The organism is Streptomyces sp. NPDC050528, from assembly GCF_044457795.1.
In the GTDB taxonomy this organism is placed as follows: Bacteria; Actinomycetota; Actinomycetes; order Streptomycetales; family Streptomycetaceae; genus Streptomyces.
On sequence record NZ_JBITHH010000002.1, the window covers coordinates 747,354 to 772,728 of the forward strand.

General features: G+C 71.5%; 19 protein-coding genes, 1 other RNA gene and 1 pseudogene. 6 read left to right on the forward strand and 15 right to left on the reverse strand.

The window, feature by feature from the left end; all coding sequences use genetic code 11:
* Positions 1 to 38: 38 nt before the first annotated feature.
* The 7 genes from ACIBK4_RS10680 to ACIBK4_RS10710 all read right to left on the reverse strand — a co-directional run bounded on the left by ACIBK4_RS10680 (position 39) and on the right by ACIBK4_RS10710 (position 11,437).
* Positions 39 to 2,909: a glycosyl hydrolase family 95 catalytic domain-containing protein gene (locus ACIBK4_RS10680; protein ID WP_398994126.1), complete on the reverse strand. Its 2,871-nt coding sequence runs from the start codon at positions 2,907 to 2,909 to the stop codon at positions 39 to 41.
* A gap of 61 nt (positions 2,910 to 2,970) precedes the next feature.
* Positions 2,971 to 3,921 carry an ROK family protein gene (locus tag ACIBK4_RS10685; RefSeq protein WP_398994128.1) on the reverse strand — a complete coding sequence of 317 codons (951 nt, stop codon included), beginning with the start codon at positions 3,919 to 3,921 and terminating at the stop codon, positions 2,971 to 2,973.
* A complete protein-coding gene (locus ACIBK4_RS10690; RefSeq protein ID WP_398994130.1) occupies positions 3,918 to 5,630 on the reverse strand; it encodes a class I mannose-6-phosphate isomerase in 1,713 nt (570 codons plus the stop codon). Before ACIBK4_RS10690 ends, ACIBK4_RS10685 begins: the two co-directional genes overlap by 4 nt.
* A 63-nt stretch (positions 5,631 to 5,693) precedes the next feature.
* Positions 5,694 to 8,348: a hypothetical protein gene (locus ACIBK4_RS10695; RefSeq protein ID WP_398994132.1), complete on the reverse strand. Its 2,655-nt coding sequence runs from the start codon at positions 8,346 to 8,348 to the stop codon at positions 5,694 to 5,696.
* On the reverse strand, positions 8,345 to 9,226 hold the full coding sequence (locus tag ACIBK4_RS10700) for a carbohydrate ABC transporter permease (RefSeq protein WP_398994134.1): 882 nt from the start codon (positions 9,224 to 9,226) through the stop codon (positions 8,345 to 8,347). The genes ACIBK4_RS10695 and ACIBK4_RS10700 overlap by 4 nt, the downstream gene beginning before the upstream one ends.
* Positions 9,227 to 9,249: 23 nt before the next feature.
* Complete coding sequence (locus ACIBK4_RS10705) at positions 9,250 to 10,155, reverse strand: carbohydrate ABC transporter permease (RefSeq protein WP_398994136.1); 906 nt, start codon at positions 10,153 to 10,155, stop codon at positions 9,250 to 9,252.
* Positions 10,156 to 10,165: 10 nt separating this feature from the next.
* A complete protein-coding gene (locus tag ACIBK4_RS10710) occupies positions 10,166 to 11,437 on the reverse strand; it encodes an ABC transporter substrate-binding protein (RefSeq protein WP_398994138.1) in 1,272 nt (423 codons plus the stop codon).
* Between the two features lie 207 nt (positions 11,438 to 11,644).
* On the opposite strand from ACIBK4_RS10710, the gene ACIBK4_RS10715 reads away from it, so the two are divergent.
* The gene (locus ACIBK4_RS10715; RefSeq protein ID WP_398994140.1) at positions 11,645 to 12,667 is read left to right on the forward strand and encodes a LacI family DNA-binding transcriptional regulator; all 1,023 of its coding nucleotides are present in this window, start codon (positions 11,645 to 11,647) and stop codon (positions 12,665 to 12,667) included.
* Between the two features lie 82 nt (positions 12,668 to 12,749).
* Here the strand turns inward: ACIBK4_RS10715 and rnpB are convergent.
* The 4 genes and pseudogenes from rnpB to ACIBK4_RS10735 form a co-directional block, all read right to left on the reverse strand.
* Positions 12,750 to 13,161: RNase P RNA component class A (gene rnpB, locus ACIBK4_RS10720), an RNA gene on the reverse strand.
* 118 nt (positions 13,162 to 13,279) lie between these two features.
* Positions 13,280 to 14,062 (reverse strand): annotated as a pseudogene (locus ACIBK4_RS10725) (DMT family transporter); the annotation flags it as partial.
* A 19-nt stretch (positions 14,063 to 14,081) separates the two neighbouring features.
* Complete coding sequence (locus tag ACIBK4_RS10730) at positions 14,082 to 14,915, reverse strand: AraC family transcriptional regulator (RefSeq protein ID WP_398994142.1); 834 nt, start codon at positions 14,913 to 14,915, stop codon at positions 14,082 to 14,084.
* A 49-nt stretch (positions 14,916 to 14,964) separates the two neighbouring features.
* Positions 14,965 to 15,600: a TetR/AcrR family transcriptional regulator gene (locus ACIBK4_RS10735; RefSeq protein ID WP_398994144.1), complete on the reverse strand. Its 636-nt coding sequence runs from the start codon at positions 15,598 to 15,600 to the stop codon at positions 14,965 to 14,967.
* 46 nt (positions 15,601 to 15,646) lie between these two features.
* Here ACIBK4_RS10735 and ACIBK4_RS10740 point away from each other — a divergent pair, with 46 nt between their 5' ends.
* Together ACIBK4_RS10740 and ACIBK4_RS10745 are read left to right on the forward strand one after the other, a co-directional pair.
* Entirely contained in the window at positions 15,647 to 17,245 is a 1,599-nt protein-coding gene (locus ACIBK4_RS10740; RefSeq protein ID WP_398994146.1) for an FAD-dependent monooxygenase, read from the forward strand.
* Between the two features lie 33 nt (positions 17,246 to 17,278).
* The gene (locus ACIBK4_RS10745) at positions 17,279 to 17,830 is read left to right on the forward strand and encodes a hypothetical protein (RefSeq protein WP_398994148.1); all 552 of its coding nucleotides are present in this window, start codon (positions 17,279 to 17,281) and stop codon (positions 17,828 to 17,830) included.
* Here ACIBK4_RS10745 and ACIBK4_RS10750 read toward each other — a convergent pair.
* A complete protein-coding gene (locus ACIBK4_RS10750; protein ID WP_398994150.1) occupies positions 17,781 to 19,229 on the reverse strand; it encodes an RNB domain-containing ribonuclease in 1,449 nt (482 codons plus the stop codon). The two genes, ACIBK4_RS10745 and ACIBK4_RS10750, sit on opposite strands and share 50 nt — an antisense overlap.
* A gap of 123 nt (positions 19,230 to 19,352) precedes the next feature.
* Between ACIBK4_RS10750 and yaaA the strand changes: the two genes are divergently transcribed.
* Positions 19,353 to 20,135: a peroxide stress protein YaaA gene (gene yaaA, locus ACIBK4_RS10755; protein WP_398994152.1), complete on the forward strand. Its 783-nt coding sequence runs from the start codon at positions 19,353 to 19,355 to the stop codon at positions 20,133 to 20,135.
* A gap of 75 nt (positions 20,136 to 20,210) precedes the next feature.
* A complete protein-coding gene (locus tag ACIBK4_RS10760) occupies positions 20,211 to 20,843 on the forward strand; it encodes a bifunctional 4-hydroxy-2-oxoglutarate aldolase/2-dehydro-3-deoxy-phosphogluconate aldolase (protein WP_398994154.1) in 633 nt (210 codons plus the stop codon).
* Positions 20,844 to 20,847: 4 nt separating this feature from the next.
* On the opposite strand, the gene ACIBK4_RS10765 is transcribed toward ACIBK4_RS10760, so the two are convergent.
* From ACIBK4_RS10765 to ACIBK4_RS10775, 3 genes are read right to left on the reverse strand one after another with little or no spacing between them, the layout of a single operon-like run.
* Complete coding sequence (locus ACIBK4_RS10765) at positions 20,848 to 22,182, reverse strand: bifunctional RNase H/acid phosphatase (RefSeq protein WP_398994156.1); 1,335 nt, start codon at positions 22,180 to 22,182, stop codon at positions 20,848 to 20,850.
* 12 nt (positions 22,183 to 22,194) lie between these two features.
* On the reverse strand, positions 22,195 to 22,938 hold the full coding sequence (locus ACIBK4_RS10770) for a zinc ribbon domain-containing protein (protein ID WP_398994399.1): 744 nt from the start codon (positions 22,936 to 22,938) through the stop codon (positions 22,195 to 22,197).
* Positions 22,935 to 23,807, reverse strand: a complete 873-nt coding sequence (locus tag ACIBK4_RS10775) for a Nif3-like dinuclear metal center hexameric protein (protein ID WP_398994158.1) — start codon at positions 23,805 to 23,807, stop codon at positions 22,935 to 22,937. The genes ACIBK4_RS10770 and ACIBK4_RS10775 overlap by 4 nt, the downstream gene beginning before the upstream one ends.
* Positions 23,808 to 24,005: 198 nt before the next feature.
* Here ACIBK4_RS10775 and ACIBK4_RS10780 point away from each other — a divergent pair, with 198 nt between their 5' ends.
* Positions 24,006 to 25,298 (forward strand): hypothetical protein, encoded by a 1,293-nt coding sequence (locus ACIBK4_RS10780; protein WP_398994160.1) that lies wholly within the window; start codon positions 24,006 to 24,008, stop codon positions 25,296 to 25,298.
* Positions 25,299 to 25,375: the final 77 nt, after the last annotated feature.

The window sequence follows — 25,375 nt, forward strand, 5'->3', positions numbered from 1 at the left end:
CGTCGCTGCCCCGCGCCGAGTTCACCGGATCCCGCGTGTCACCCGATGCTCAGGTCGTCGACATAGCCGCGATATCCGCCCGTGGCACCCGGCCGGTCGTAACCGACGAGGATCTTGCTGATCGCCCGCCCCCTCCCGACCGCGCCGAGGTTCACGGTCACGTGGTTCCACGCGTCGAGCGTGAGCCGGCCGCACTGCTCGGCGGGATGGACGCCGGTGCCGGACTGGTCGGTGGCGCCGGAGTCCCGCAGGTCGCCGCCGTCGGTGAAGATCAGGTCGACGGCGACACAGGTGCTGTCGTCGGAACCGGCGCCGACCCATGGCGTGGTGGCGTCGGACTGCGGGAAGATCCAGTAGCTCAGCGTCGTGCCGTCGCGGACGGTGAGCGGGGCGCCGTTGAAGCCGTAGACCTGCAGGTACGCGTGGTCGTACGACCCGCCGCCCGCGTAGCCGGAATAGAGCAGCGAGGCGTTGCCGGTGTGGGCCTGTTCGTCGGTGCGTACGGCGGCTTGGGGACCCGTGAGGCCGCAACACAAGCCGGTGACGCCGTAGTTGCCGCCGCCCTTGGCGTCAACTGTGTCGACGGTGTCGGTCCAGGTCGGCTGGGGCTGTCCGGCCTCGAAGCCCGTGGAGAACGATCCGGTCGTCAACTCCTGGGCGGGCTGGGCCAGTTCGTGGCGGACGGTGGCCAGGCTGGTTCCGGCCGGTGCGAGGTCGATCGTCTCGCCGACGGAGGTGTTCAGCTTGATCGTGGTGCCCGAGAGGGTCCCCTTGTGGACGCCGTCGGCGTAGTACTCCATGGTCTTGCCGGGCCAGGGGTTGGTGAACGTGAGCTTCCCGCCGGACCTGCCGGTGATCCGGACGTACTCGACGGTGTTGTCCCGGATGCTGCTGGAGACGAGGAAGTTGCCGCGCGCGAGCAGGCCGCCGAACTTGCCGTTCGAGTCGGCGGGCCAGTCGGGGAAGACCTTGAGGTCGTCCTGGTGCGACTGGAGCAGCATCTCGTCGAGCCCCGAGGTCATGACGTTGAGGTTCTCGACACCGCCGCCGTAGTGGTGCACCGCCATGTTCGGGTAGGAGTGGACGGTGGCCTCGGCGTGCAGTTCGTCCATCAGCGTGCTGGGGTTGTAGCCGACCATCGCCGCGGCCGCGTACAGGGTGGCCGGGGCGTTGTCGCTGTGCCAGTTGTCCAGCTGCGTGATGGTGTTCCGCGCGGTCCGGAGCAGATCGGCCGGGCTGTCCAGCCCGACCTGCAGGCCCGGGTAGACGGCCTGGATGGCGACGTCGTTGCCGTCGCTGACCCAGCCGGCGCCCTCGGAGGTCTGCCGGAAGACCGTCTGCCCGTTCCTCTCCATCGTGGGCAGCGGCGCGAGGTGGCTGTCGATGTGCTGCCAGGCGGGGATGAGCGAGGCGTTGACGTGCAGGTCCTCGCTCATGTCGATCAGCCCCTGGAACAGCAGGTGCACCAGGCCGAGGGAGAGGATGCTGTTGGTCTGCGGGTAGACGCCGCCTTCCTGCGGCGCGTCGTTCTCGATGGTGTACGTGTCCGTGGCCGCGTCCCAGGTCAGATAGTCCTGCCAGAAGAGACCGACCTGCCGGAGGTAGGGCAGGACCTTGCGCGCGTAGGAGGCGCTGCGGGTGTACGCGTACTTCATGACCATGTCGCTGGCGAAGTTCACGGCGTCGGACTTCTGGTTGTACAGGTCGTCGGCCGCGCTGGTGCCGTTCGGTGAGATGCCCACCGGGTAGAGCACGCCCTGGTAACCCGCTGCCGCCGCCTTCGCCCTGCCTCGGGGCATCCAGTCCAGGATCGGGTCGTCGTAATTGCCCATCTGGGCCACGTGGTTGGTGGACAGGGTCGAGTAGAACGCCGCCTCGTAGTTGTAGTTGGCGTGATAGTCGCCGTACCAGTTCATGGCTCCGGTGATCCAGTTGCCCCACAGGCCCGGGGCGTACTTCCCGGCCCGCGAGACCGAGCCGAGCAGGTAGAGCGAGCCGTACCAGCCCTTCTCGACGGCCTGGTCGGGGATCTGGACGAACGACCGGGACCAGTAGCTCCGCCACCAGGACGCGTGGGCCGCGCGCAGCCTCGCCAGTGAGCCGTCCGTCAGTGCGGCGGCCGTGGAGTGGGCGACGGACCGGTAACGGGGCGTGTCGTGGCTGCTGTTGATCGCCGAGGCGACGGTGTAGGTCACGCCGGGTTCGAGGGTCAGGCCGATCCGGTTGCCCGAGCGGGCCGTGGGTCTGCCCGGCACCGTCGTCGCGATACGGGCCTGCGGGTTGCCCGGCGCGGAGGCGGTGCCGGCCTGCACGTCGGCGTCAAGTACCGCTCCCCCGACGGATGTTGTCGGGGTCTTTCCCTGTCCGTCCTGCACGGTGAGCGTCGCGGCCTGTGAGCGCGAGCCGGTGAGGCGCAGGGTGGTGACGAAGAGGTTCTCGGTCGCCGAGACCCAGCTCGTGGCCGAGAGCGTGTCGCCGCCGAGGGTGTAGGTGCCCTCCACCTGTGCCCGCGCGATGTTCTGCACGACGTGGTAGCTCGAACCGGACAGGCCCGGGACGGACAGGACGATCCGGCCGAGCGGCTCGATGCCGTTGGTGGCGGTGGAGAAGAAGTCGTTCTTGCCGAGGTAGAAGGTCTGGTCGTCGATGGAGCCGCCGACCGCGACGCCGATGTCGCCGTTGCCCATCAACGGGGCGTCGACGGTCCCGCCGTTCGTCAGGTCCGTGGGCGGGGAGTCCCATTCGCCCTGGAACCGCGCCACCGTGCGCAGGGCCTGGGGCGCGGTCGGGTCGCCGATGTCCGGCGCCGCGGCGGCCGGGCCGGCCTGAACGGTGGTCAGGCCGACGGCCACGAGGGCCGAGGCCAGCAGCGTGCTGATGCGCCGCCGGTGGCGGAGTATGGATGCCACTGTGGTGTGACCTTTCGTCTCGGAACGGAACTGCTCGAACTGAGCTGCTGGAACGGGCATTTCAGGGCGCCCGGGTGCGGCCGCGCGGTTCCCCGGGCGCCGTGGCGGCCGGAGTCGTCGCCAGGTACGCGGCGCCGAGCAGCGCGGCCTCCTCCGGGCACCGCGCCGGAGTGACGACGATGTCCGCGGTGCGGGCCGGAGCGGTTTCGGTGAGGCCCGCTCGCAGTGGTTCGGCCACCAGGTCCCAGGCGCCCGCGATGGCACCGCCGACCACGAGAACCGTCGGCTCGAACGCGGCGAGCAGCGGGCCGAGGGCTCGTCCCAGAGCCCTGAACGTGTCGGCGAAGACTCCGGCGGCGGCGCGGTCGCCCTGGCGAGCCCGCCGCGCGATCTCCCGTACATCGGGGGCCACTTCACCGGTGGACCGTGCGTAGGAACGCCGTATGGCACGCCGGGACACGGTCTCCTCCAGCGGCTCGTCCGCGTACCGCACGGTGTGGACACGGCCCTCGGGCGGGACTCCGGGCCCCTGCCGCACGATGCGGCCGTCGCGCAGGAAGCAGGAGCCCACACCGGTTCCGAGGGTGAGGGCGACAGCGCAACGGTGGCCGCGCGCGGCACCGGCCCACCACTCGCCGAGCGCGAACGCGTCCGCGTCGTTGCAGAAGGTGATGCCGGCGGCCCCGGGCAGCGAAGCCGTCAGGGCGGCCCGGAGATCGACACCGTACAGCGCGTCGAACTTGCCGACTCCCGCGTACCGTCCGATGCCCCGTGCGTAGTCGAAGGGCCCGGGCAGCGCGACGGCCCACCGGCTCCCGCCCGGCACGGGCACCCGACGCGCGCACCGGACGAGGGCCGCCAGTATGTCGTCGGCGCTGCCGCCGCCGTCGAGCGACTCACGGTGTGCCGGGCCGAGTTGGAGACTCCGGTCCGCGATGTCCACGCGTGCGGCGGTCACATGGGTGCCGCCGACCTCCATGACCGCTACGACGGTCCCGTCGCCGGGTCTCATCGCACCAGCGCCTTGACGTACCGCACCGGCCCCGCGCCCAGGGCCCGCACCCGGTAGGCGCCGACGGAGGCGGGCACGGTCAGGGTCTCGGCGTAGGCCAGTCGGAAACGGTGTCCGGCGCTCGTCTCCAGGAGGATCCCGTCGCCCTCCACGACGTTGACGACGTGGAAGCGGTGGTCGGTGTCGTCGTCCGCGACGGCGTCCGGGGCCAGTTCGATCCGTCGGACCTCGAAGAACATCTCCGGGAGAGCGCCGATGACGTCCTCGCGCCAGCCCTCGCCGGAGCGCAGGGTGCGCGGCCGCTGGACCAGGTCCCTCGCCACCGCCTCCCCCGACCGGCCGGGGTCGAGGTTCTCGAACGCGTGGCCCACATGGACCGGCCGCCGCCTCCCCGCCCGGTCGGTGCGCAGCCAGTCGTAGAAGCGCAGGCTGTACAGGTAGGGCGTCGCGCTGATTTCGAGGACGACATTGCCCTCGCCGCTGCCGTGCGGGGTGCCGCCGGGGATGAGGAAGAGCTGGTGCGGGTCGGCGGGGAAGGTCTGGACGTGGCGTTCGACGTCGAACGGCACGCCGTCGTGGAACGCCCGGTCCGCCTCGCGCCGGAACGCTGCGAGGTCCGCGTCCTGGCGCAGACCGAGGAAGACCTGCCGGCCGGGACCGCCGAGCATCATGTAGTACGTCTCGTGCTGGGTGTACGGCCATCCGAACACCCGCCGCATGTAGTCCGACCGCGGGTGGCAGTGGACGGACAGGTTGCCGCCGCCGACGGTGTCGAGGTAGTCGAAGCGGACCGGGAACGAGGTGCCGAACGTCGCGTGCACGGGTTCGCCGAGGATCTCCTCGGGGTGCAGCGCGACCAGGGCCTGGAGGGGGAGCTCGACGCGCGGGCCGTCCGGTGTGCCGACGAGGATGCCGCTCTCCGGCGCGATGAGTTCGTAGCCGAGCGCGGTGTTGGGCGCCTCCCGGTTGAGGCCGAGCCGTTCCTGGGCCCAATGGCCGCCCCAGGACGTGGTGTTGAAGGTCGGTCGGGTGCGGAAGGGCCGTCCGGCCAGGTCGGCGAGTGCCTCGCGCAGGTCGGGGCCCGCCAGCCAGGCCGGAGAGTGTGGGTCCTGCGGAGCCTGGGTGTCCAGCCACAGGTCGACATCCGCGACGAGGGTGTCGCGGTGCCGGTCCAGGACGGGCCAGTCGATGTAGAAGAGCCGCCGTGTCGTCCCCGCCCCGGTACCGGCCGGCTGCCCCAGGTTGCGGCCCGTCCCACCGGTGATCCCGGCCTCGGCGTACCGCTTGGGCAGATCCGCGTACCAGAGCCTGTCGTACGGCACGAGGGCCGCCCCCGGCCCGAAAACGACGGTGACCGCGTCGGCGGCGACAGCCGGTTCCGGCAACCCGGTGAAGAAGTCGGCGAGCCCGGCCTCGGACAACGGGGCGAAGTCCGGGTCGTCCGCGAGTTCCGCGGACGCGGTGCGGGCGAGGATCTCCGGCCAGGGCGCGAAGTGCTCGCGCAGGTCGATCTGCTTCGCCGTGAGGTCGCGGGCGGCGAGCGCGTCGCGGATCCCGGCGCTCACCGTTTCCCAGTCGACGGCCACCGGACCGTCGACGGCGAGGACCAGCCCGGGAGCCAGCCCGGCGACCGCGTCCCGGTATCCGGCGCCGACCTCTCCGGTGATGCGATGGCAGGGTTCGGCTTCGTAGCCACGAACTGGCGGCATGACGATGTCAGCCCTTCTGTGAGCACGGGCTCTCTGCGAGCACGGGAATGAGGCGTGGGCCGGTCAGGAGGTCCGGCCGGGATACGTGAGCGTCCCGACCCCCTCGACGGACACGGTGGCGGGCAGTCCGGCGGGGCCGTCGGACGCGAACGTCGGGTTGATGTCGAACAGGGCCGAGAGCACCGCCTCGGCTCCGGCCGCGCCCGCGATGTTGTCGCGAGTGGCGGTGCCGCGTTCGGCCACCCGTGCCCGGTGCCGTCCGTCCGGGCCGGTGACGATCTCCATGGCCTGGCCCCACAGCCCGCCCGAGGCGGCGGACGGGAGGCCGCGCAGGAGAGCGATCGCCAGGTCGCGACGGCCCAGGCGGGCCAGACCGTGGGCGGTGGCGCCGGGCCAGGCGGCGAAGGCACCGGCCGCGCCGTGGTCGGGGCGGTCGGAGGCGGCGGCGATCGGGTCGTCCGGGCTCAGTGCCCGCATCCAACTCCCCACCAGCAGACGGCCGGTGACGAAGTCGGCCATCTCCCGCCGTACCCCGTCCGGGAGTTCGCGGTGGAGGGCGGCCGCGACCAGGCCGAAGTCCAGGCAGTGCCCGATCGTGTCGGTCCCGTCCGGGCGGCGCACCTGCCACCGGCCCGATCCTGCGTACAACTCCAGGACCGCGTCGGCCAGTTGCCCGGCCTCGGCCGCCGTACGGTCGGCGTCCTCGTCGCGGCCGAGCCGCCGGTACAGGCCGGCCAGCGAACGTGTCGAGGCGACGTAGGCGGCGTTGAAGGAGGCGACGGCACCGGTGTAGGTGGGCACGCACTCCAGCAGCTGCCAGGGATCGTCGCCGAAGTCGGCGAGCACTCCCCCGGTCGCCGCGCTCCGCCGCTCGCGCCACCCCAGCCCGAGCCCCTCCAGGTGGGCGAGGACGGTCGCACCGCCGGTCGTCTCGTCGAGGAAGGCGAGGTCGCCGGTGACGCAGACGTAGTGCTCGACGAGCCGGAAGAGGGCGTGGTCGGTGGAGCTGTAGGCATTGCCCAGGGGGCCGCCGCCGAGGTTCTCGACACCGAAGGAGTCGCGGTAGGGCCCGGCCAGCACCCGCAGCAGCCAGGACCGCAGTCCGGCGGGCTCCAGCAGGGCGTACATCCGGCTCCACTCGCAGTGGTCCCAGAAGTACGTGGTGGTCGGACCGAGCCGGGGGCCGCCGGTGAGGAACACCGGTTCACCGGGCCGGACCCGGGTGTTGCGCAGGTACAGCGCCTGCAGGGCCCCCATGTAGTAGGTGCGCGCGAGTCCGGTGTCCTCGGTGGTGAAGGTCGGCAGATGCCCGGAGAAGTCGGTCCCGTCCGGGTCGAACATGCCGGCCCACAGCCGTCGCCAGCCGTCCTCGCCGGCCCGCGTCGTCGCCTCGAAGTCGGCCGCCGCGCCCCGGGCTTCGGCCGCGACGGCATCGGTGTCGGTTCCGTACGCGCAGCTGATCCCGAGGGCCACGCTCTCGCCGGGGTCGATCCGGCAGGTCCAGGTCGCCCGGCCGCCGGCGCCCGTGCCGCGCAGTTCGGCGGCCGGGCCGGCGAAGGCGTGGACGGCACGCGCCGGCGACCGGGAATCGGCGACGACGAGCGTGCCGTCCTCGACGCGGGAGGTCCAGCGGCGCGACGCGGACCAGTGCCGGGTACGGGCGATCCGGTCGCCCGCGAGACGCAGGACGACCTGGTCGGCCTCGATGTCCACGCGGACGTGATGCCAGTCCCCGACGGCGGGTTCGGCGCCGGTGGACTCCCGCTCCCCCGTGATGCCGAGCCACAGCCTGCCGTCGTCGACCCCGATCTGGAGGGAGTCGGGGTGGTTGCCGTGGGTGAGCACGGTCCCGGACTGCCCGGGGGTGTCGAGCCGTAGCTCGAAGGCGACGGTCAGGCCGGGGGAAAGGGCGAAGGTGTCCAGCCCGGTCTCGCCGTCGGGCGTCAGTGCGATCACTTCGTCGGCCCGGACGATCGCGCCGCCGTCGGCCGCCGTCACCCGCAGCCCGCGTACGGCACCGGCCACTCCGGCCCGCGGTTCCGGTTCCTTGTCGTGGCTGACGTGGGCCGGCAGCGCGTCGTCGAGGAGCATCGGGCCGTGGTCCTCGTCGCGCTGGATGCCCGGGACGCGGGGCCTGCCCAGCCGGAGCCGCCGTGGTGCCGGCGAGAGCAGGTAGTGGGGTGCGCGTCCGCCGGTGGTGGCCCGGACGCGCTCCAGGGCCATGAAGTCGTGGTGCATGCCGTGGTTCCACGGGCCGTCGTAGAGCCAGCCGTAGCCGACGTCGGAGTGGGCGGCCATCGCGAAGAGGTCCTGGGCGAGCTCGACCGTCCGGGGTTCGTCGCCGCCGTTGGTGACCTCGATCCGCCACAGGAGCAGATCCCGGGACAGTGCCATCCGGGTGTCGGTGGTCACCAACAGGCCGTCCTGGCGGCGGTGTTCGCGCACCACGCCCCACGGCTTCCACAAGAACCGCTGTGCGGCCGGGACTTGGCCGTCGACGTGCAGCTCGCCGGTGTGGTAGCCGAAGGTGAAGGGCGGGGCGGCCAGCCAGGAGAGGGAGGTCAGGTCGTGGTTGACGTGGGCCTGGCCCTGCTGGTTGCGCAGGGAGGGCAGGTGCGCGATCTCGCCGGCGTCGACCCAGTGCCCGGCGACGTCGTCCAGGTCCGGGACGCCGGTCCGGCCGATGTCGGCGGCCAACTCGTCGGTCTCCGTGGTCACTTGGTGGCTCCCGAGGTCAGTCCGGCGATGAACTGCTTCTGCAGCGCGAGGTATCCGGCGACGGGAAGGACCGCCGCCAGGAGCATCACGCCGAACAACTGGGCGTAGTCGGTGGAGAACTGACCGACCGACAGATACAGGCCGGTGGTGATCGTCTGGCCGTGCAGCGGGCCGAGGATGAACTGCGGATTCATGAAGTCGTTCCAGATCCACAGCGACAGGAAGATCGTGACGGTGGCGGTGGCCGGGCGCAGCAGCGGCATGACGACCGTCCGCCAGATCCGCAGGCTCCCGGCGCCGTCCACGGTCGCGGCCTCGACGATCTCCGAGGGGATCGAGCGCAGGAACCCGGAGTAGACGAAGACCGCGAACGACAGATAGCCGCCACCGACGTTGGCCAGGACCAGCCCCGGATAGGTGTGGTCCAGGTGCAGGAAGGCCAGGATGCGGATGGTGGGCAGCAGCACGACCGCGGGCGGGATCATCAGGCCGGCCGCGAAGGCCGCCAGGACGATCCGGCGCAGCCGGGCCTGGCGCCGGGACAGCCAGAAGCTGAGGGCCGAGCCCAGCGGGATGATCAGCAGCACCGAAACGGCCACGGTGACCGCCGAGTTGGTCAGCCCGATCTGGACGATCCGGTCGGGCCGGGCGAGGGCGTCCGTCAGGTTGTGCGTCGTCGGCGGAGCGGGGGGAGCCGCCGGATCGCGGACGATCTGGTCCTGTGTCTTGAAGGCGTTGACGAGCGTGAGATAGACGGGGCTGACGAAGGCCAGCGTGAGCAGGGCGGCCGCCGCGAGGTGTCCGCGCGTGGCCCAGGGGCGGCGGCTCCCGCGCGGTGCGGGTACGGCCGGCGGTGGTGCCGTTCGACCGCGTGCCACGGGCCGTTGGGATGTCGACGTGCTCACAGGTCCACCTCCCGGCGGCGCAGCAGCGCGGTCACGGACAGCGCGATGACGATGGAGACGACGAGAAGGAGCATCGCGACGGCCGAGGCATAGCCGTAGCGGTCGTCCGTGAAGGCGAGCTGGATGATGTAAAGGGCGGTGGACTGGGTGGAGTTGGCCGGGCCGCCGGAGGTGAGCACCGCGATGATGTCGTAGAGCTTGAGCATCGTGATCAGCGAGACGGTGACGCTGATGGTGGTGCCCGGGGCGAGCATCGGGAACGTGATCCGGCGGAACCGCTGCCACCGGCCGGCGCCGTCGACCATCGCGGCCTGGTACAGCTCCACGGGGATCGACTGGAGCGCGGCCAGGTGGACGACGGTCGTGAACCCGGTCAGCACCCAGGCCGCGACGATCCCCACGGACAGGACCGCCAGGTGCGGACTGCCCAGCCAGGTGATCGGCCTGTCGATGATCCCCAGGGAGAGCAGGACGTTGTCGAGGATGCCGTCCCGGGCCAGGATGTAGCGCCAGACGTAGCCGACGATGACACCGGACAGCACCTGGGGCAGGAACGCGACGGTGCGCATCATCCGGAAGCTCAGCGACGTCCTGTTGAGCAGCATCGCGAAACCGATGCCGGCGGCGTTGGCCACGACCGTCACCGCGCCGGCCAGCAGGAGGGTGAAGCCGAGGCTGTCGGCGAGGGCGCCGTCGTGGGCCATCTCCGTGTAGTTGGAGAGGCCGACGAAACCGGCGCGCGCCAGCAGCGGGTTCTCGTCGGTGAGGCTCTTCCAGGCGCTCATGAGTACCGGAACGACGATGAACAGGGCGTACAGGCCGAGCGCGACGAGCGCGATCACGCCCAGGGCGGGGTCGCCCCGGCGTCGGCGGACGCGGGTGAACAGGGTGGGAGTGGTCATGGCCGCGTCCTTACTTGGTCGCCGAGTCCCAGGCCGCGTCCAGCTCGGCCAGCTGTCCGTCGACGTCGTCCGACGAGAACAGCGCCTGACTGGCCGCGTAGAAGGCGTTGTTGAGCCCGGAGGGCATGGAGTCGTCGTTGGTCGCCCAGCCGAACGCCGAGACCTTCGTGTTCTGCCGGGTGACGTAGGCGTAGGAGTCCTTGAAGACCTGGGTGACGTGCACGCCGTAGTCGTCGAGGGTCTTGCCCTTGAGCATCGGGAACGCGCCGTCGCCCTCGATCAGGGCCTTGTAGTTGGCCGGGTCCAGCGACCAGGCCTCGGCGAAGGCGGTCGCCTTGGCCGGGGCGGGCGCCTTGGCGCTGATCGCCATGGAGCCGCCCACCGAGAACGGCACCACGCGCGACCCGTCCTCGGTCGGGGTGAGGAAGGCGCCGAAGTCGTCGGCGCGGTCCTTGGGCACCGAGCCGAGGAACCAGCTGCCCATCATGTACATCGCGGTCTTGCCGGAGGTGAAGTCCGTGATGGAGTCGGCGTACTTGACGCCCAGGGCGCCGTCCTCGAAGTACCCCTTCTTCACCATCGTCCGGTACTTGCCCACCGCGGCCCTGACGTCGGGATCGGTGAACTTGACCTTGCCCGCGTAGCGTTCCTTCAGCCAGTCCGGGTTCTTGCCGAGTACGTCGGCGGAGAGGATGCCGACCAAGGGCATCGACGCCGAGAACGGATCGCCGCCGCCCAGCTCGACCGGGGTGACACCGGCGGCCTTGAGCTTGGCGCACACGGCCATGAACTCCGCCCAGGTCCTGGGGAGTTGGGTGATGTGGGCCTTGGCGAACAGCTTCTTGTCGTAGAAGACCTCGGGGATGATCTGCGAGTTGGTCGGCGGGATGTAGACCTTGCCCTTGTAGGCATTGCCCTTGGGCAGCAGGAAGTTGGCGTCCACCCACTTCTGGTCGTACGGCTTGAGCAGCCCGGCCGTCGCGAACGTCGACGGGGTGATCGACTGGAGCAGATCCGGGAACTGCCCGGAGGCCTGCAGCTGCTTGGCGTACGCGTCCCGGTCCGTGCTCGGGGCGACGATCTTCTTCACCGTCACGCCCGGGACCTTCTTCTCGGCGTCGGCGATCGAGGTGTCCCAGAACGTCGCGGTCAGGCTGGGGGTCTCGAAGGTGAGGTAGGTCAGGGTGCTGCCGCCGTGCCCGCCTCCGGTCGACGCGGCGGAGCATCCGGTGAGGGCGAGCGCCGCGGCGAGGCAGACAACGGTCGGACGTTTGCGCCTCATGGAGGTCTCCTGAAGGGACGATGCGGCCCGTTGGACGGGGGCGGACCGGACAGGGTCGACGCCGCGACATCCTTCGAGATAACGTTATCGCGAGGATAGAAGCGCGTTGCGGGAATGTGTCAAGGGCTGGTCTGATATCGGTCCGATGTTTCGAGGGATTCAGGATTCAGGGAGTCAGGAATCAGGGATCCGAGGAGGAGTGGCCGGATGACGCGAGCACGGCGTGAGAGCGGGGGGCGCCCCAGACGTCCGACGATGGTCGACGTCGCACGGGAGGCCGGGGTGGCCCTGCGCACCGTCTCCCGGGTGGTCAACAACGACCCCACGGTGGGCCCGGAGAACGTCGCCAAGGTCCAGGCCGCGATCGCCGCGCTGAACTACCGCCCCGACGAACGTGCCCGGCAGCTGCGCACCGGCGTCACCGGGACCATCGGCGCCGCCGTCCGCCGCATCGCCGAGGCCAACCCCGAACTGGCCGCCATCGAACGGACGGCCCGCGACGCCGGTCTGACCCTGCTGGCCGCCTCCACCGACTTCGACGAGACCAGGGAGCACGACATCCTGGTCTCCATGTGCCGCCAGCGCCTTGAGGGCATCATCGTCGAGCCCTTCGGCGAGAACCACGCCTACCTCCAGCCCGAACTGGACGCCGGCATGCCCCTGGTGGCGATGGACCGTCCGATGAGCGGGATCTCGGTGGACTGCGTGATGTCCGACAACGCCTCCGGCATCGCCATGGCCTTCGACCACCTCCACCGGCACGGCCACCGCCGTATCGCCTACATCGGCGACAGCGAGCGCGTCTTCTCCGGCCGCGAGCGCGCCGTGGCCTTCCGCGCGGCCCTGCGGGACCACGGCGAGGCGGCCGACGGCCTGGTGCACCCCGGCGAGATCACCGCCGAGCGCGTGGCCGCGGCCCTGGACACGGCGCTGCGCGGCCCGGACCCGGCGACCGCGCTGGTCACCGGCAACATGGACACGACCCTCGCGGTCCTACGACGCCTCGGGCCGCAGGCGTCCTCCCGCCTGGCCCTCGTCGGCTTCGACGAAGTCCCCCTGGCCGACCTCCTGCAACCCGCCCTCACCGTGATCGCCCAGGAGACCACCAAGATCGGCCAGACCGCCGTCGAACTCCTCCGCGCCCGCATCGCCGACCCCGGCCGCGCGGTGCAGACCGTGATCGTCCCGGTCGCCCTGAAGATCCGCGGCTCGGGAGAGCTGCGGGCGTGAGGACGCGCGGGCGGAGGCGGGAGGCCCCGGACACGGGAACGGGCTCCGACCGGCCCATAAGACCAGGTCAGAGCCCTGCCGGCAGACGAGCCGGGCCGTACGCCGGGTTCTGTTTCCGGGGGAACCTCGCGATCCCCCCGGCGACGGCCATCCATCTAGGACCGGTGTTGCCACCGGCCTCGTGCGGTCTACCCGCGGACTCGGGCGGGCAGCCCTCGAACGTCCGCGCAGAGCGCGCGTTTTACGGCGGCGCTCCTTTTGACCTTGCTCCGGGTGGGGTTTACCTAGCTGCCCAGGTCACCCTGGGCACTGGTGGTCTCTTACACCACCGTTTCACCCTTACCGAGGACCGAGGTCCCCGGCGGTCTGTTTTCTGTGGCACTGTCCCGCGGGTCACCCCGGGTGGCCGTTAGCCATCACCCTGCCCTGTGGAGCCCGGACGTTCCTCGGGAAGTCCCCCTAGGGGCACTCCACGCGGCCGTCCGCCCGGCTCGTCTGCCGTGTCGACCATGCTACCGGGCGGGCGCCGCCCCGCGGACCGGTGGCCGCCGTCGCCAGCACCGACCCCGCCAGGATCAGCGTGAAGGCCACCGCGATGCCCACGGTCAGGCTCTCCCCCAGGAACAGCGCGCCCGCCGCGACCGCGACCGCCGGGTTGACGTACGTGATCACCGTCGAACGGGTCGGCCCGACCTCCTTGATCAGTTCCAGGAAGGCCACGAACGCCACCGCCGTGCAGATCACCCCCAGGCCGGCCAGCGAGATCAGCACCTGTGCGGAGGGGACCGAGGCCGGCCACGTCACCGCCGCCGCGGGGGCGTAGACGATCGCCGCCAACGCGAGGCAGGGCGCGGTCAGTTGGAGCGTCGGGACGTCCTTCAGGTGGCGGGCCGCTATCAGCGGCGCCGTCGCATAGCCCAGCACCGTCAGCAGCACCTCCGCCAGCGAGCGCGCGTCGCCGCCCGTCAGGTGCGGCACCGTGAGGACGGTGACCCCGGCCAGGCCCAGGGCAAGGCCGGTCACGCGCCGGGCGCCGAGCCGCTCCGCGTTGCCGAAGAACCTCGCCATCAGCACACCCACGATCGGTACGCCCGCGATCAGCAGGCCCGCCGTGGAGCTGGACAGGTGCCGTTCCGCGTCCGTCAGCGTGAACCACGGACCGATGATCTCGATGCACGCGAAGGCCAGCATCGGGCGCCAGTGCGCGCGGATCGTCCCGGCCAGGCCGCCTTGTCGCAGGGCGAAGGGAAGCAGGAGTACGGCGCCCAGGGCGCAGCGTGTGAAGACGACCATGGACGGGGACAGCGGGGCGTCCACCGCCACCTTGATCATCAGGTAGGGGATGCCCCACACCACTCCCATCAGGGAGAACAGGAACCAGCCGCGTGCAGTCATACGGCGAGTGTCGGACCGGTCAGCGCCGGTCGTCTTGAACGCTGTTGCGGTACGCCGCCGGCGTCACCCCCAGCACCCGCCGGAACCACCGGGTCAGATGCGCCTGGTCCGCGAAGCCCACCTGCGCCGCGACCTCGGCGGGCCGCCCGCCCGCCTCCAGCAGTCCGCGCGCCCGGGTCACCCGGTACTGGGCGAGCCAGGCGTACGGCGGTATCCCCATCGTCGTACGGAAGGCGCGCAGCAGCTGGTAGCGGGACAGGCCGAAGTCCGCCGCCAGGGACGACAGCGACGGCGGGGTCAGCAGTTCGTCCGCCAGACGGTCCCGCACCGCGTGGGCCACCCAGGCCGCGCCCGGGATCTCGTCCGGTGCCGGGCGGGATGTGGAGTGGCGGCGGGCGAGGGCCGTGAGGAGCCACGGCAAACGCGACTCCGCCTCCAACGGGTCCGGGCAGACGCTGAGTTGGGTGTGCGCCGAGCGCAGCGCCACGGCGAGTTCGGTGTCGTCGAGGAGCGGCTCGCGGAAGTGCGGGAGGGCGGTGCCGAGGATGCCGTCCGTCAACAGTCCGGGGTCGACGTAGAGGGCTCGGTAGGCGTAGCCGTCGGTGGTGCTGCCCGGGCCGCCCGTGTGCATCTCGCCGGGCGCGAGGACGACGATGGAGCCCGGGGTCGCGCGGACGCGGCCGCCGCGGTAGTCGATGAGTTCCGAGCCGCCGACGCAGACGCCGATCGTGAACTCCTCGTGCGCGTGCGGGGCGTAGACGTGCCGGTCGAAGCGGGCCGTGAGGAGGTCGAGCGGCGGGCCGCAGCGGCCCAGTCTCGCCCTCGTCCACAGCGCCTGCTCACGTGCGCTCACCGGCCGCACCCCCTCTCCCCCACAGGGTGCAACGCGCGGGGGCCGCGTGTCATGCCGGGGTGAGCGCCCGTTCCAACGCGTCGAACGCCGCGCAGATCCGTGCCCGATGGTCCGCTACGAGTCCCTCCGCGCCCTCTCCCGCGAAGACACGGCGCGCGGTAGTGACGTAGACCGTGCGGTACGCGGCGACGGTCAGGGCCGCGGTCAGCGCGGGGTCGGAGGTGTCGGGGGCGGTCTCGGTGAGGGCGTTGGTCAGGGCGGTCTCGATCTCCTCCAGGGCTTCGCGGCCCCGGGCGCGCAGGGCGGGCGAGTCGGCCACGACCTCCCAGAAGTCCGGGAATCCGCTGTCGGGGCCGGCCAACGGGTGGCGCCGGTCGAGGAGTTCGAGGGCGAGGCGGCGGAGCGCGGCGAGCGGGGTCTCGCCGGGGGCACGGTCGCGTACGGCCCCGCTGAACATCTCGACCGCCTCCGGGATGCGGTCGAGGAACAGGTCCTCCTTGCGCGGGAAGTAGTTGAAGACGGTCATCGTCGACACCTCGGCGGCGCGCGCGACCTCCGCGACCGACACCTGGTCGAAGCCACGCTCCCGGAACAGCGCCGAGGCGACGTTCGAGATCCGCTGCCGGGTCGCACGCTTCTTGCGCTCTCTCAGCGGCAGCTCGGCCGCGTCCTTGGTCTCGCTCACGAGAACAGTGTAGCCAACATAATTTTTTAGTGACTACAATCTAGGCATGAGCACTGACACGAACACTCACATCGACACCCCCATCGACACCGACACGAACTACGACGTCGTCATCGCCGGAGCCGGGCCCATCGGGCTGCTGCTCGCCTGTGAGCTGCGGCTCGGCGGGGCCCGCGTGCTGGTCGCGGAGCGGCTGGCCGGGGTGGACGAGACGATCAAGGCGGGCGGGATCAACACCCTCACCGCCGTCTCCCTCTACCGGCGGGGGCTGCTGCCCGCGCTGACCGAGGTGCAGGTCGAGACGGCGAACGGCATGAAGGAGTTCCTGCGGACCCAGAGCGGCGGTGAGGGCGCCGCCCCGCCGCCGAAGTCCGCCGGGCACTTCGCCGGGATCACCCTCCGGGCCGATCTCCTCGACACCTCGGACCCCGCCTTCGCGGAGGTCGGCCCGCCCGGCGAGGTCGGCCGGTTCGTCCCGCAGGCCCCGTTGGAACGACTGCTCGGCCGGCGCGCCGCCGAACTCGGCGTAGAGGTGCGCAGGCAGGTCGAGTTGACCGGTTACGACGCCGACGAGGACGGCGTGACCGTCCACCTCGCGCCTACAGACGGTTCCGCGCCGCAGGCCATTCGCGCGGGCTGGCTGGTCGGCTGCGACGGCGGGCGCAGCCTCGTGCGCAAGCTCGCCGGGATCGAATTCCCGGGCACCGCACCGGAGATCACCGGCTACCAGGCGATCGCCGACATGACCGGCACCGAGGGGCTGAGCAAGGGCTGGAACGCCACCGGCACGGGGATGTACACCTATGGCCCGATGCCGGGACGGATGGTCTCCATCGAGTTCGACGGGCCGCCCGCCGACCGTCAATCCCCGGTCACCACCGAGGAGTTGCAGGCCAGCGTGCGCCGCGTGACCGGCGTCGACGTCACCGTGCACGCGCTGCACACGGCGACCCGGTTCACCGACAACTGCCGTCAGGCGGACACCTATCGCTCGGGCCGGGTGCTGCTCGCGGGCGACGCGGCGCACGTGCACTCGCCGTTCGGCGGACAGGGACTCAACCTCGGTGTCGGCGACGCGATGAACCTCGGCTGGAAGCTCGCCCTGGTCATCGGCGGCCGGGCACCCGTCGAACTCCTCGACACCTACACTGCGGAACGGCACCCGATCGGCGCCTGGGTGCTCGACTGGACCCGCGCCCAGATCGCGATCATGCGGCCCGATGCACACGCCCGTGCCCTGCGCGGGATCGTCAGCGACCTCGCGGGGACAGCCGACGGCACGACGTACTTCGTCAAGCGGATCTCCGGTGCCTGGCAGCGCTACGACCTTCCCGGCGACCACCCGCTGACCGGCCGCAGCGCCCCCGACCTCGAACTCGCCGACGGCACCCGCCTCGGCGACCACCTCCACACCGGCCGCGCCCTCCTCCTCGACCTGACCGACGACCCCAAACTCCGGGCCCGCGCGGCCGGTTACGAGGGTGTGGTGGACGTGCTGACCACCAGTTGCCCCCAACACCCGGAACTGGCCGGGCTGTTGGTGCGTCCCGACGGGTTCACCGCCTGGGCGTCGGACACGGACGGCACCGAGGACGACCCCTCGGACGCGCTGCGGCTGTGGTTCGGCGCGCCGCTTGGCGCTTGACACTGCCGCGACGTCAGCATTTGCACTGACCCCATGAGGACCAACTGGGCAGGCGGCGGGCGGGTGTTCGGGTATGCGCGGGCGCGACGGGCCATGGTGGCCGGGTCGGCGCTCGCGTGCGTCCTGGAGACGCTCACCATGTCGGTGCTGCTGCGGGACTGGCCGGTGCTCGACGACGTGGTGCCGGTCCTGGGTCTGTGCGCGGTCGCGTGCGTCGCCGCCCTGCACGCGTCCTCCGTCGCCCGCCCGCACCTGCTGGACACGGACACATACGCGCTACGGCTCCGACGGGCCGCCCGCGCCGACGTGGTCGTCCCTCTGGGTCATATCGCCTCCGCCGAGCGGGAGTTGCGGGTGACCCGGCGCCGCGCCGACGGCGAACTCGATCTCCCCGTCGGCTTCCGTACCTCCGTCACCCTCCAACTCGCCCAGCCCGTAAGCCACTTCACGCTGCTCGGCCGCCAACGGCAGGTCGACACCGTCCACTTCCACGCCGACGACGCCGACCGCGTCGTAGCAACCCTCGTGGAAGCGATCAGGCGGGCGCGAACCGTACCTTCGACGTCCCCGGGTCCGCCTGGGTGAGGCGGACGCGCAGGCGCTCGCCCAACGGCAGTGGGGTCGTGCCGCCTTCGAGGCGGGCGACGACGGCCGGGGTGTCCAACTGCACCTTTCCCACGGTGGGTTGGTGTTCCTCGACGTCCACCACATAGCCGTCGAAGAGGTCGCCGACGCGGTCCTTCAGCAGCGCCGCCTCGACGATGTCGACGCACTCGCGCTCGACGGTGCCCGCGAGGCGGTTGCCGTCGGCCATCTGTTTGGGGAGGGCGTCGAGGCCGGCCAGGACCCAGGCGGGTGGGGAGGAGGGGGCGAGGCAGAGTTCGGAGGCGTAGCGGTCTACCAGACGCCGTAGGGGCGCTGTGCAGTGGGTGTAGGGGGCGGCGACCGCCGCGTGGGTGGTGACGGGCGGGAGGTTGCCGTCGCGGAAGACCGTGTAGCCGGCGCCGCGCAGCAGGGTCGTGCACTCCTGGAGGAAGGCCGCGTGGTGCGGGAGGTGGGGGTCGAGGGAGCGGATGAGCTGCGCGTACGCCATGTGGTGCGGCCAGTCGATGTGCAGCGCGTGCGCGGTGCGGTGGAGGCGGCCGACCGCGCCGTCGGGGGCCGTGGGGAGGGTGCGCAGGACGCCCGTGCCGTGCGTGAGCATCAGGTCGGCCGCCGCCATGCCGGTGAGGAGGGAGATCTGGGCGTTCCAGCCGTCGGCGGGGAGCGGGGCGCGGTAGGCGAGTTCGTAGGTGTGGTCGCGCTCGACGATCTCCTGCTCGGGCACGTTGAGGGAGATGCCGCCGCGCTCGACCTCCAGACGTTCGCGCGCCTCGCCGATGTCCTTCAGCAGCGCGAGCGGTTCCTCCGCTGTGCCCGCGTCGATCTGCCGCTGCGCGGTGGCGTAGTCGAGTTTGGCCCGGCTGCGGACGAGCGCGCGACGAACGTCGACGGCGGTCGTACGGCCGTCCGCGTCCAGGTCGATCGTCCACAGCACCGCGGGCCGGGTCACGTCGGGCAGCAGGCTCGCGGCGCCCTCGCTCAGGAGGAGCGGGTGCAGTGGGGTCTTCTCGTCCGGGAAGTAGAGCGTGGTGACGCGGCGGTGGGCCTCCGCGTCCAGCGCGCCGCCGGGGGCCACGAAGGCGGCGACATCGGCGATGGCGTACCGGACCCGGAAACCGCTCCCCCCGGATCCCCCAGTCCCCCTACGGGACAGGTGCATCGCCTGGTCCAGGTCCATGGACGTGGGCGGGTCGATGGTGAAGAAGGGGATGTCGGTCGCGTCCGCGGCAGGCTGTGGCGGGGCCTTCGCCGCCGCTTCCGCCTCCGCCAGTACCTCCGGCGGGAAGGTCTCGGGTACGCCGAGTTCGGTACGGAGTGCGGTGAGGGCGGCGCGGAGCGGGGCTTCGGGGGTGCCGGTCACCCGGATACGGCGGCTGGGCATGACACGAGCGTAGGCACAATCCGCAGGCCCGCACCCTTTACGCTGGCGCAGGCCCCCCACGTAAGCCAGAAGTTGCCTGAAGACCCCTGAAATCCCCTGCAGTCCCCTAAGGAGAAACCCGCCGTGCTCGTCCTGCTGCCTCCTTCCGAAGGCAAGGCCTCCTCCGGCCGCGGTGCCCCCCTCAAGCCGGAGTCGCTCTCCCTCCCGGGACTCGCCGACGCCCGCGCGGCCGTACTCGACGAACTCGTCGACCTCTGCGCGGCCGACGAGGACAAGGCACGCGAGGTGCTCGGGTTGAGTGAGGGGCTGCGCGGCGAGATCGCGAAGAACACGGAGCTGCGGACGGCGGGTGCGCGGCCCGCCGGGGAGATCTATACGGGGGTTCTCTACGACGCCCTCGACCTGGCCTCGCTGGAACCGGCCGCGAAGCGGCGTGCCACGCGGTCGCTGCTCGTGTTCTCCGGGTTGTGGGGTGCGGTGCGGGTGACCGACCGGATTCCGTCGTATCGCTGCTCTATGGGCGTGCGGTTGCCGGGGCTCGGGGCGTTGGGTGCGCACTGGCGGGGGCCGATGGCGGCTGTGCTGCCCGAGGTCGCCGGGGACGGGCTGGTGCTGGATCTGCGGTCTTCCGCGTATGCGGCGGCTTGGAAGCCGAAGGGGGAGGTCGCGGGGCGGACGGCGACTGTGCGGGTGTTGCATGCGCCGACGCGGAAGGTCGTCAGCCACTTCAACAAGGCGACGAAGGGGCGGATCGTGCGGAGTCTGTTGACCTCGGCGGGGGTGCCGGGGACGCCTGCGGAGTTGGTGGAGGCGTTGCGGGGCTTGGGGTATGTGGTGGAGGCGGAGGTGCCTTCGCAGGCGGGGCGGGGTTGGGCGTTGGATGTGTTGGTGGACGAGATCCACTGAGCGATCCATCAGGCGCGCGTTGCAGTGTGCGCAATGAGCTTTGCGCATACTGCATCACGTCGGCAGGATGAGGTCATGACTTCCTCCTCCCTGCTCGATCTCGCTCCCGTGTTGCCCGTCGTCGTCATCGAGGACGTCGCCGATGCGGTACCGCTCGCGCGGGCGTTGGTCGCCGGGGGGCTGCCCGCGATCGAGGTGACCTTGCGGACGCCGGTCGCGCTGGAGGCCTTGCGGGCTATCGCGGGTGAGGTGCCGGGGGCCGTCGTCGGGGCCGGGACCGTGCTCACTCCGGGGCAGGTCAAGGAGTGTGTGGGGGCGGGGGCTCGGTTTCTTGTGAGTCCCGGGTGGACCGAGTTGTTGCTGGAGGCCATGCAGGAGGCCGGGGTGCCGTTTCTGCCGGGGGTGTCCACCACGTCCGAAGTGGTCGCGCTGTTGGAGCGTGGGGTGCGGGAGATGAAGTTCTTTCCCGCTCAGGCCTCGGGCGGTACGGCGTATCTCAAGGCGCTGGCGGGGCCGTTGCCGCAGGCTCGGTTCTGTCCTACCGGGGGGATAGGGGTCGACTCCGCGCCTGAATACCTGGCGTTGCCCAACGTCGGGTGTGTGGGCGGGAGTTGGATGATTCCGGCGGATGCGGTGGCCGCGCGGGACTGGGGGCGGGTCGAGGTGCTGGCGCGGGAGGCGGCGGGGCTGCGCTTGCGTTCAGCGTAGGCGGTCAGCGCAGGTGGGACGTGTCGTTGAAGAGTCGTACGCTCGCGTTGCCGTCGGCGTAGTACGCCACGGTTGAGATGGACGCCGCCGAGAGTTCCATGCGGAACAGGGACTCCGGGGGTGCGCCCAGGGCGAGTTGGACGAACGTCTTGATCGGGGTGACGTGGGTGACGAGGAGGACGGTGCGGCCCGCGTAGGTTGCCGTCAGCTTGTCTCGGGTGGCGGCGATTCGGGTTGCCGTGTCCGCGAAACTCTCGCCGCCGCCGGTGGGTTGGGCGGTGGGGTCGGCCAACCACGTCGTCAGGTCTTCGGGGTAGCGGTCGCGTACCTCGCCGAAGGTGAGGCCCTCCCAGGCGCCGAAGTCCGTTTCGCGCAGGCCCTCTTCGATCGTCACCGGCAGGCCGAGGCGGTCTGCTACGGCTGCGGCGGTTTCCCTGGTGCGGGTGAGGGGGGAGGCGATGATGTGCTGGATCGTGCCTCGGGTTGCCAACGCGGTTGCGGCTCGGGTGGCTTGGTCCTGGCCTACGGGTGAGAGGGAGGGGTTGGTGCCGCCGCTGCCCGAGAAACGCTTCTGGGGGGTGAGGGGGGTTTCGCCGTGGCGCAGGAGGACGAAGGTTGCGGGGGCGCCCATGTCTGCGGGGGCCCAACCGGGGGTGGGGGTCGCTACGTTGCGGGCTGCGCGGGTGTCGGCTGTGGACTTTTCGGTTGTCGTCACAGTGCGGGTGAGTGGGGGCTGGTCGCGCAGTTCCCCGCGCCCCTTAGGTGTCTCGCCTGAGCCTGCGCTGGAAAGCCCCGCATGTGTCGCGCGCCCCCGAAGGGCATCCCCTGAGCCCGCACTGGAAAGCTGGTCGCGCCCGCTCCCCCGAAAAGCCTCGGCCGAGTCCGTGCTGCGGAGTTCCGCCGTTGACTCTGCCGCCGACCACTGCTCGCCGCGCTTTCCCGCGTCCATCGCCTCGTTGGCCAAGCGGTCCGCGTGTTTGTTCTGGGCCCTCGGGATCCACTCGTACGTCACCTGGTCCGCCGGGAAGACCTGACCCGCCTCCGCCGCCAAGGGCTTCATGTCAGGGTGTTTGATCTTCCAGCGGCCCGACATCTGTTCCACGACGAGCTTGGAGTCCATGCGGACGTGGACGGACGCCGAGGGGTCCAGCGCGTGGGCCGTGCGGAGGCCGGCCAACAGGCCTCGGTACTCGGCGACGTTGTTCGTGGCGATGCCGATGTACTCGGCCGCTTCCGCCAGCGTCTCCCCCGTCGTCGCGTCGATGACGACGCTGCCGTAGCCCGCGGGACCCGGGTTGCCCCGGGAACCGCCGTCCGCCTCGACGATGAACTCCCGCACGGCCAGCGCTCCTTACAGGCCGGAGTCGGACGTGCGCACCAGGATGCGGTGGCAGTTCTCGCAGCGGACGACGGTGTCGGGGGCCGCCGCGCGGACCTCGTTGAAGTCGGTGATGGAGAGCTCCTGGCGGCAGCCCTGGCAGGTGCGCTGGTAGAGCTTGGCCGCGCCGATGCCGCCCTGCTGCTGACGGAGCTTGTCGTAGAGCTTGAGGAGGTCCGCGGGGATGGTCGCCGAGACGACCTCGCGCTCCTTCTCGGCCGTGGCCTCCTCCGCGTCGAGGGTCTCGTACGCGGCGTCGCGGCGGGCGGTCGCGTCGTCGATCCTGCCCTGCACGGAACCGACCCGCTCGGTCAGTTCGGCGGTGCGCTCCTGCGCGGACTCACGGCGCTCCATGACCTCCAGGACGATGTCCTCCAGGTCGCCCTGGCGCTTGGCGAGGGAGACGATCTCGCGCTGGAGGTTCTCCAGGTCCTTGGGCGAGGTGACGGCGCCGGAGTCGAGGCGCTGCTGGTCGCGGGTGGCGCGCTGGCGCACCTGGTCCACGTCCTGCTCGGCCTTGGTCTGCTCGCGGGCGCAGTCGCTCTCCTCGGTCTGCACGGCCACGAGCAGGTCGCGCAGCTGGGTGAGGTCCTTGGTCAGCGAGTCGATCTCGGCGTGCTCGGGCAGCGAGTTGCGCTTGTGCGCGAGCTGCGAGAGGCGGACGTCGAGGGCCTGGACGTCGAGAAGTCGGATCTGGTCGGCGGGCGCGGCGTTCAGTTGGGGGCTCCCAGTGAGTCAGGTGTGGCGGTGGACGCCGCGTGGGCGGTCCAGGGGTCGGTGACCGTCTTGGAGACGTGGACCCTGAGGTCCCATCCCTCGCGGTCGGAGATCTCGTCGAGCTGGGCGGCGGCCAGCTCGCACCAGGGCCACTCGGTGGCCCAGTGCGCCGCGTCGAGCAGCGCGAGAGGACTGTGGGCGCGGGCCTCCGACACCGGGTGGTGGCGGAGGTCCGCTGTCAGGAACGCGTCCACGCCTGCCGCTCGTACGTCGTCGAAGAGGCTGTCGCCGGAGCCGCCGCTCACCGCGATCCGGTGGACCAGGGCCTCGGGGTCGCCCGCGACGCGGATGCCCTGCGCCGTGGCCGGCAGGCGTTCGGCGGCGCGGGCCGCGAGCTCGCGGACGGTCAGCGGGTGGTCCAGCTCGCAGATCCGGCCCAGGCCCCGGCGGCCTTCCGGATCGGTCGGGTCCGGTACGAGCGGTCCTACGACCCTGAGGTCCAGCGCGCCCGCGAGCGCGTCGGAGACTCCCGGGTCGGCGCGGTCGGCGTTGGTGTGGGCGACGTGCAGCGCGATGTCGTGCTTGATCAGGGTGTGCACCACGCGGCCCTTGAAGGTGGAGGCCGCGACCGTGGTCGTACCGCGCAGGTAGAGGGGGTGGTGGGTGATCAGCAGGTCGGCGCCCAGCTTCACGGCCTCGTCGACGATCTCCTGGACCGGGTCGACGGCGAACAGCACGCGCGTGACGTCCTGGTCCGGGTCGCCCACGACGGTGCCGACCGCGTCCCAGGACTCGGCCCGCTCGGCGGGCCACAGGTTCTCCAGCGCGGCGATGACTTCGGACAGGCGGGGTACGGACTGACGGGGCACGGGGAAAGGCTACCTGGCCGCACTGTGCGGCTGAACCGCTGAAGCGGCGGTACGGGGGTGTGCGGCACCGTTCAGCACATCCGCCCCGGTTTCCTCAGGCGAATCGTTACTTGGCCACCCTTATTGGTGAAGCCCCTGCTCATCGGTCCCACGTCCGTACGTACGAAAACTAGTTTCGTCGCCGGAGGTGACCGAACCATGACGGCCTGTGCGATCGAGCCCACGGCGGCGGACGAGGACGGGGACGAACTCGGCGACGAGTGCGGGGACCCGCGGAACGGTGGCACCACGTGTGCGATCACCGCGGACGGGGCGTACGCCGCCCGCCTCGCGCCGGCCGGCGACTGTCTGTTCCCGGAGCGGTGGACGCTGGACGGCCCCGAGCCGTACGCCGTGCCGCTGCCCGGCAACCAGCCGGAGGAGCCCGGCACCGAGGTCCAGCCGATGGGCGACGGGCGGGTGCTCATCCGGCGGCTGGTGGACGGGCGGCACGCGTTCTCGCTGCTCTACCCGACCGGTCCCGGCACCGGTGAGCTGCTGCTCGGCGCGGTCGAGTGCCCGGACCCGGACACCCGGCTGCGGCTGCTGCCGCCCGCGCCGGGGGGCGAGAAGGCGTACGCCCTCGCCGTGGGCCGGCGTTCGACCGCCGTGTGGCTGGTGGCGGGCGGGGCGTTCGGGCCCGAGCATCTCGCGATGGTCCCGGGGCGGTGTTCGGGCGGGGTCTGGCTGGACCGGGCGGGGCGGATGCTGGCGCTGGACCGGGAGGTCGGCGGGCGGACCAAGGCGATCGTGGTCGACCTGGAGCGGGACGGGGAGGTGTCGCCGCTGCTGCAGATCGCCGCGGACAGCGACGACCGGCTGCTCGCGGCCGACCCCGACAGCGGGCTGCTGCTGATCGGCTCGGACGCGCCGGCGCCCGGGCGGGGGGAACGGCTCGGGTGGGGGGTCGTCGGGTCCACTCTGCCGGTGCGGTTCCCGGAGTGCCTGCGGCTGCCGGACTGCACGGTGACGCCGTTCGCGATCCAGCCGGGGCAGGTGCTGATGCCGGAGAACTGCGGGGTCGCCCTGCGCGTCGACGGGCCGGCCGGCACCTGGTTCGCCGTCTGGCGGCCCGCCGAACGGCAGTTGCTCCAACTCCCGGCGCCCGAGGGCTGGTTGGCGGGCGCCGGGCTGTGGACCGAGGACGGGGTGCTGCAACTGCCGTACGCTACACGGGAAGTGCCGTGCGGTGTGGCGCGGTTCGCGGTGCCTCGGGGGGCGGGGGGAACGGGGGAAGCAGGGGACGCGGGATCCCCTGCGGTGACGGGGGGCGTGGGGGGTACGGGGGAAACACGCCCGGAGGATCCGGTTCGGGACGGGACGGGGGGCGCGCCTGGGGAGGCCGTGCCGTCACCGTCACCGCCGTCACAACCGGATCCTCCGGTGCCGGTCGCGCCGCGTCCGGTGCCCTTGCGGGAGGCACCGCTCAAAGGCCGGGTGGCCGTCGGGTAACGAAGTGGTGTGACTCGGTAACGAACTCGTTCCGGACGGCAGGCCGTCTCGCTTCACCCCGGGAACGGCTGGATAAG

Coding starts and splice junctions, on each gene's coding strand:
- ACIBK4_RS10760 (WP_398994154.1), top strand. CDS start 20,211: ATGACTTCCTCCTCCCTGCTCGATCTCGCTCCCGTGTTGCCCGTCGTC.
- ACIBK4_RS10780 (WP_398994160.1), top strand. CDS start 24,006: ATGACGGCCTGTGCGATCGAGCCCACGGCGGCGGACGAGGACGGGGAC.
- ACIBK4_RS10740 (WP_398994146.1), top strand. CDS start 15,647: ATGAGCACTGACACGAACACTCACATCGACACCCCCATCGACACCGAC.
- ACIBK4_RS10715 (WP_398994140.1), top strand. CDS start 11,645: ATGACGCGAGCACGGCGTGAGAGCGGGGGGCGCCCCAGACGTCCGACG.
- ACIBK4_RS10745 (WP_398994148.1), top strand. CDS start 17,279: ATGAGGACCAACTGGGCAGGCGGCGGGCGGGTGTTCGGGTATGCGCGG.
- ACIBK4_RS10690 (WP_398994130.1), bottom strand. CDS start 5,630: ATGCCGCCAGTTCGTGGCTACGAAGCCGAACCCTGCCATCGCATCACC.
- ACIBK4_RS10710 (WP_398994138.1), bottom strand. CDS start 11,437: ATGAGGCGCAAACGTCCGACCGTTGTCTGCCTCGCCGCGGCGCTCGCC.
- ACIBK4_RS10685 (WP_398994128.1), bottom strand. CDS start 3,921: ATGAGACCCGGCGACGGGACCGTCGTAGCGGTCATGGAGGTCGGCGGC.
- ACIBK4_RS10705 (WP_398994136.1), bottom strand. CDS start 10,155: ATGACCACTCCCACCCTGTTCACCCGCGTCCGCCGACGCCGGGGCGAC.
- ACIBK4_RS10750 (WP_398994150.1), bottom strand. CDS start 19,229: ATGCCCAGCCGCCGTATCCGGGTGACCGGCACCCCCGAAGCCCCGCTC.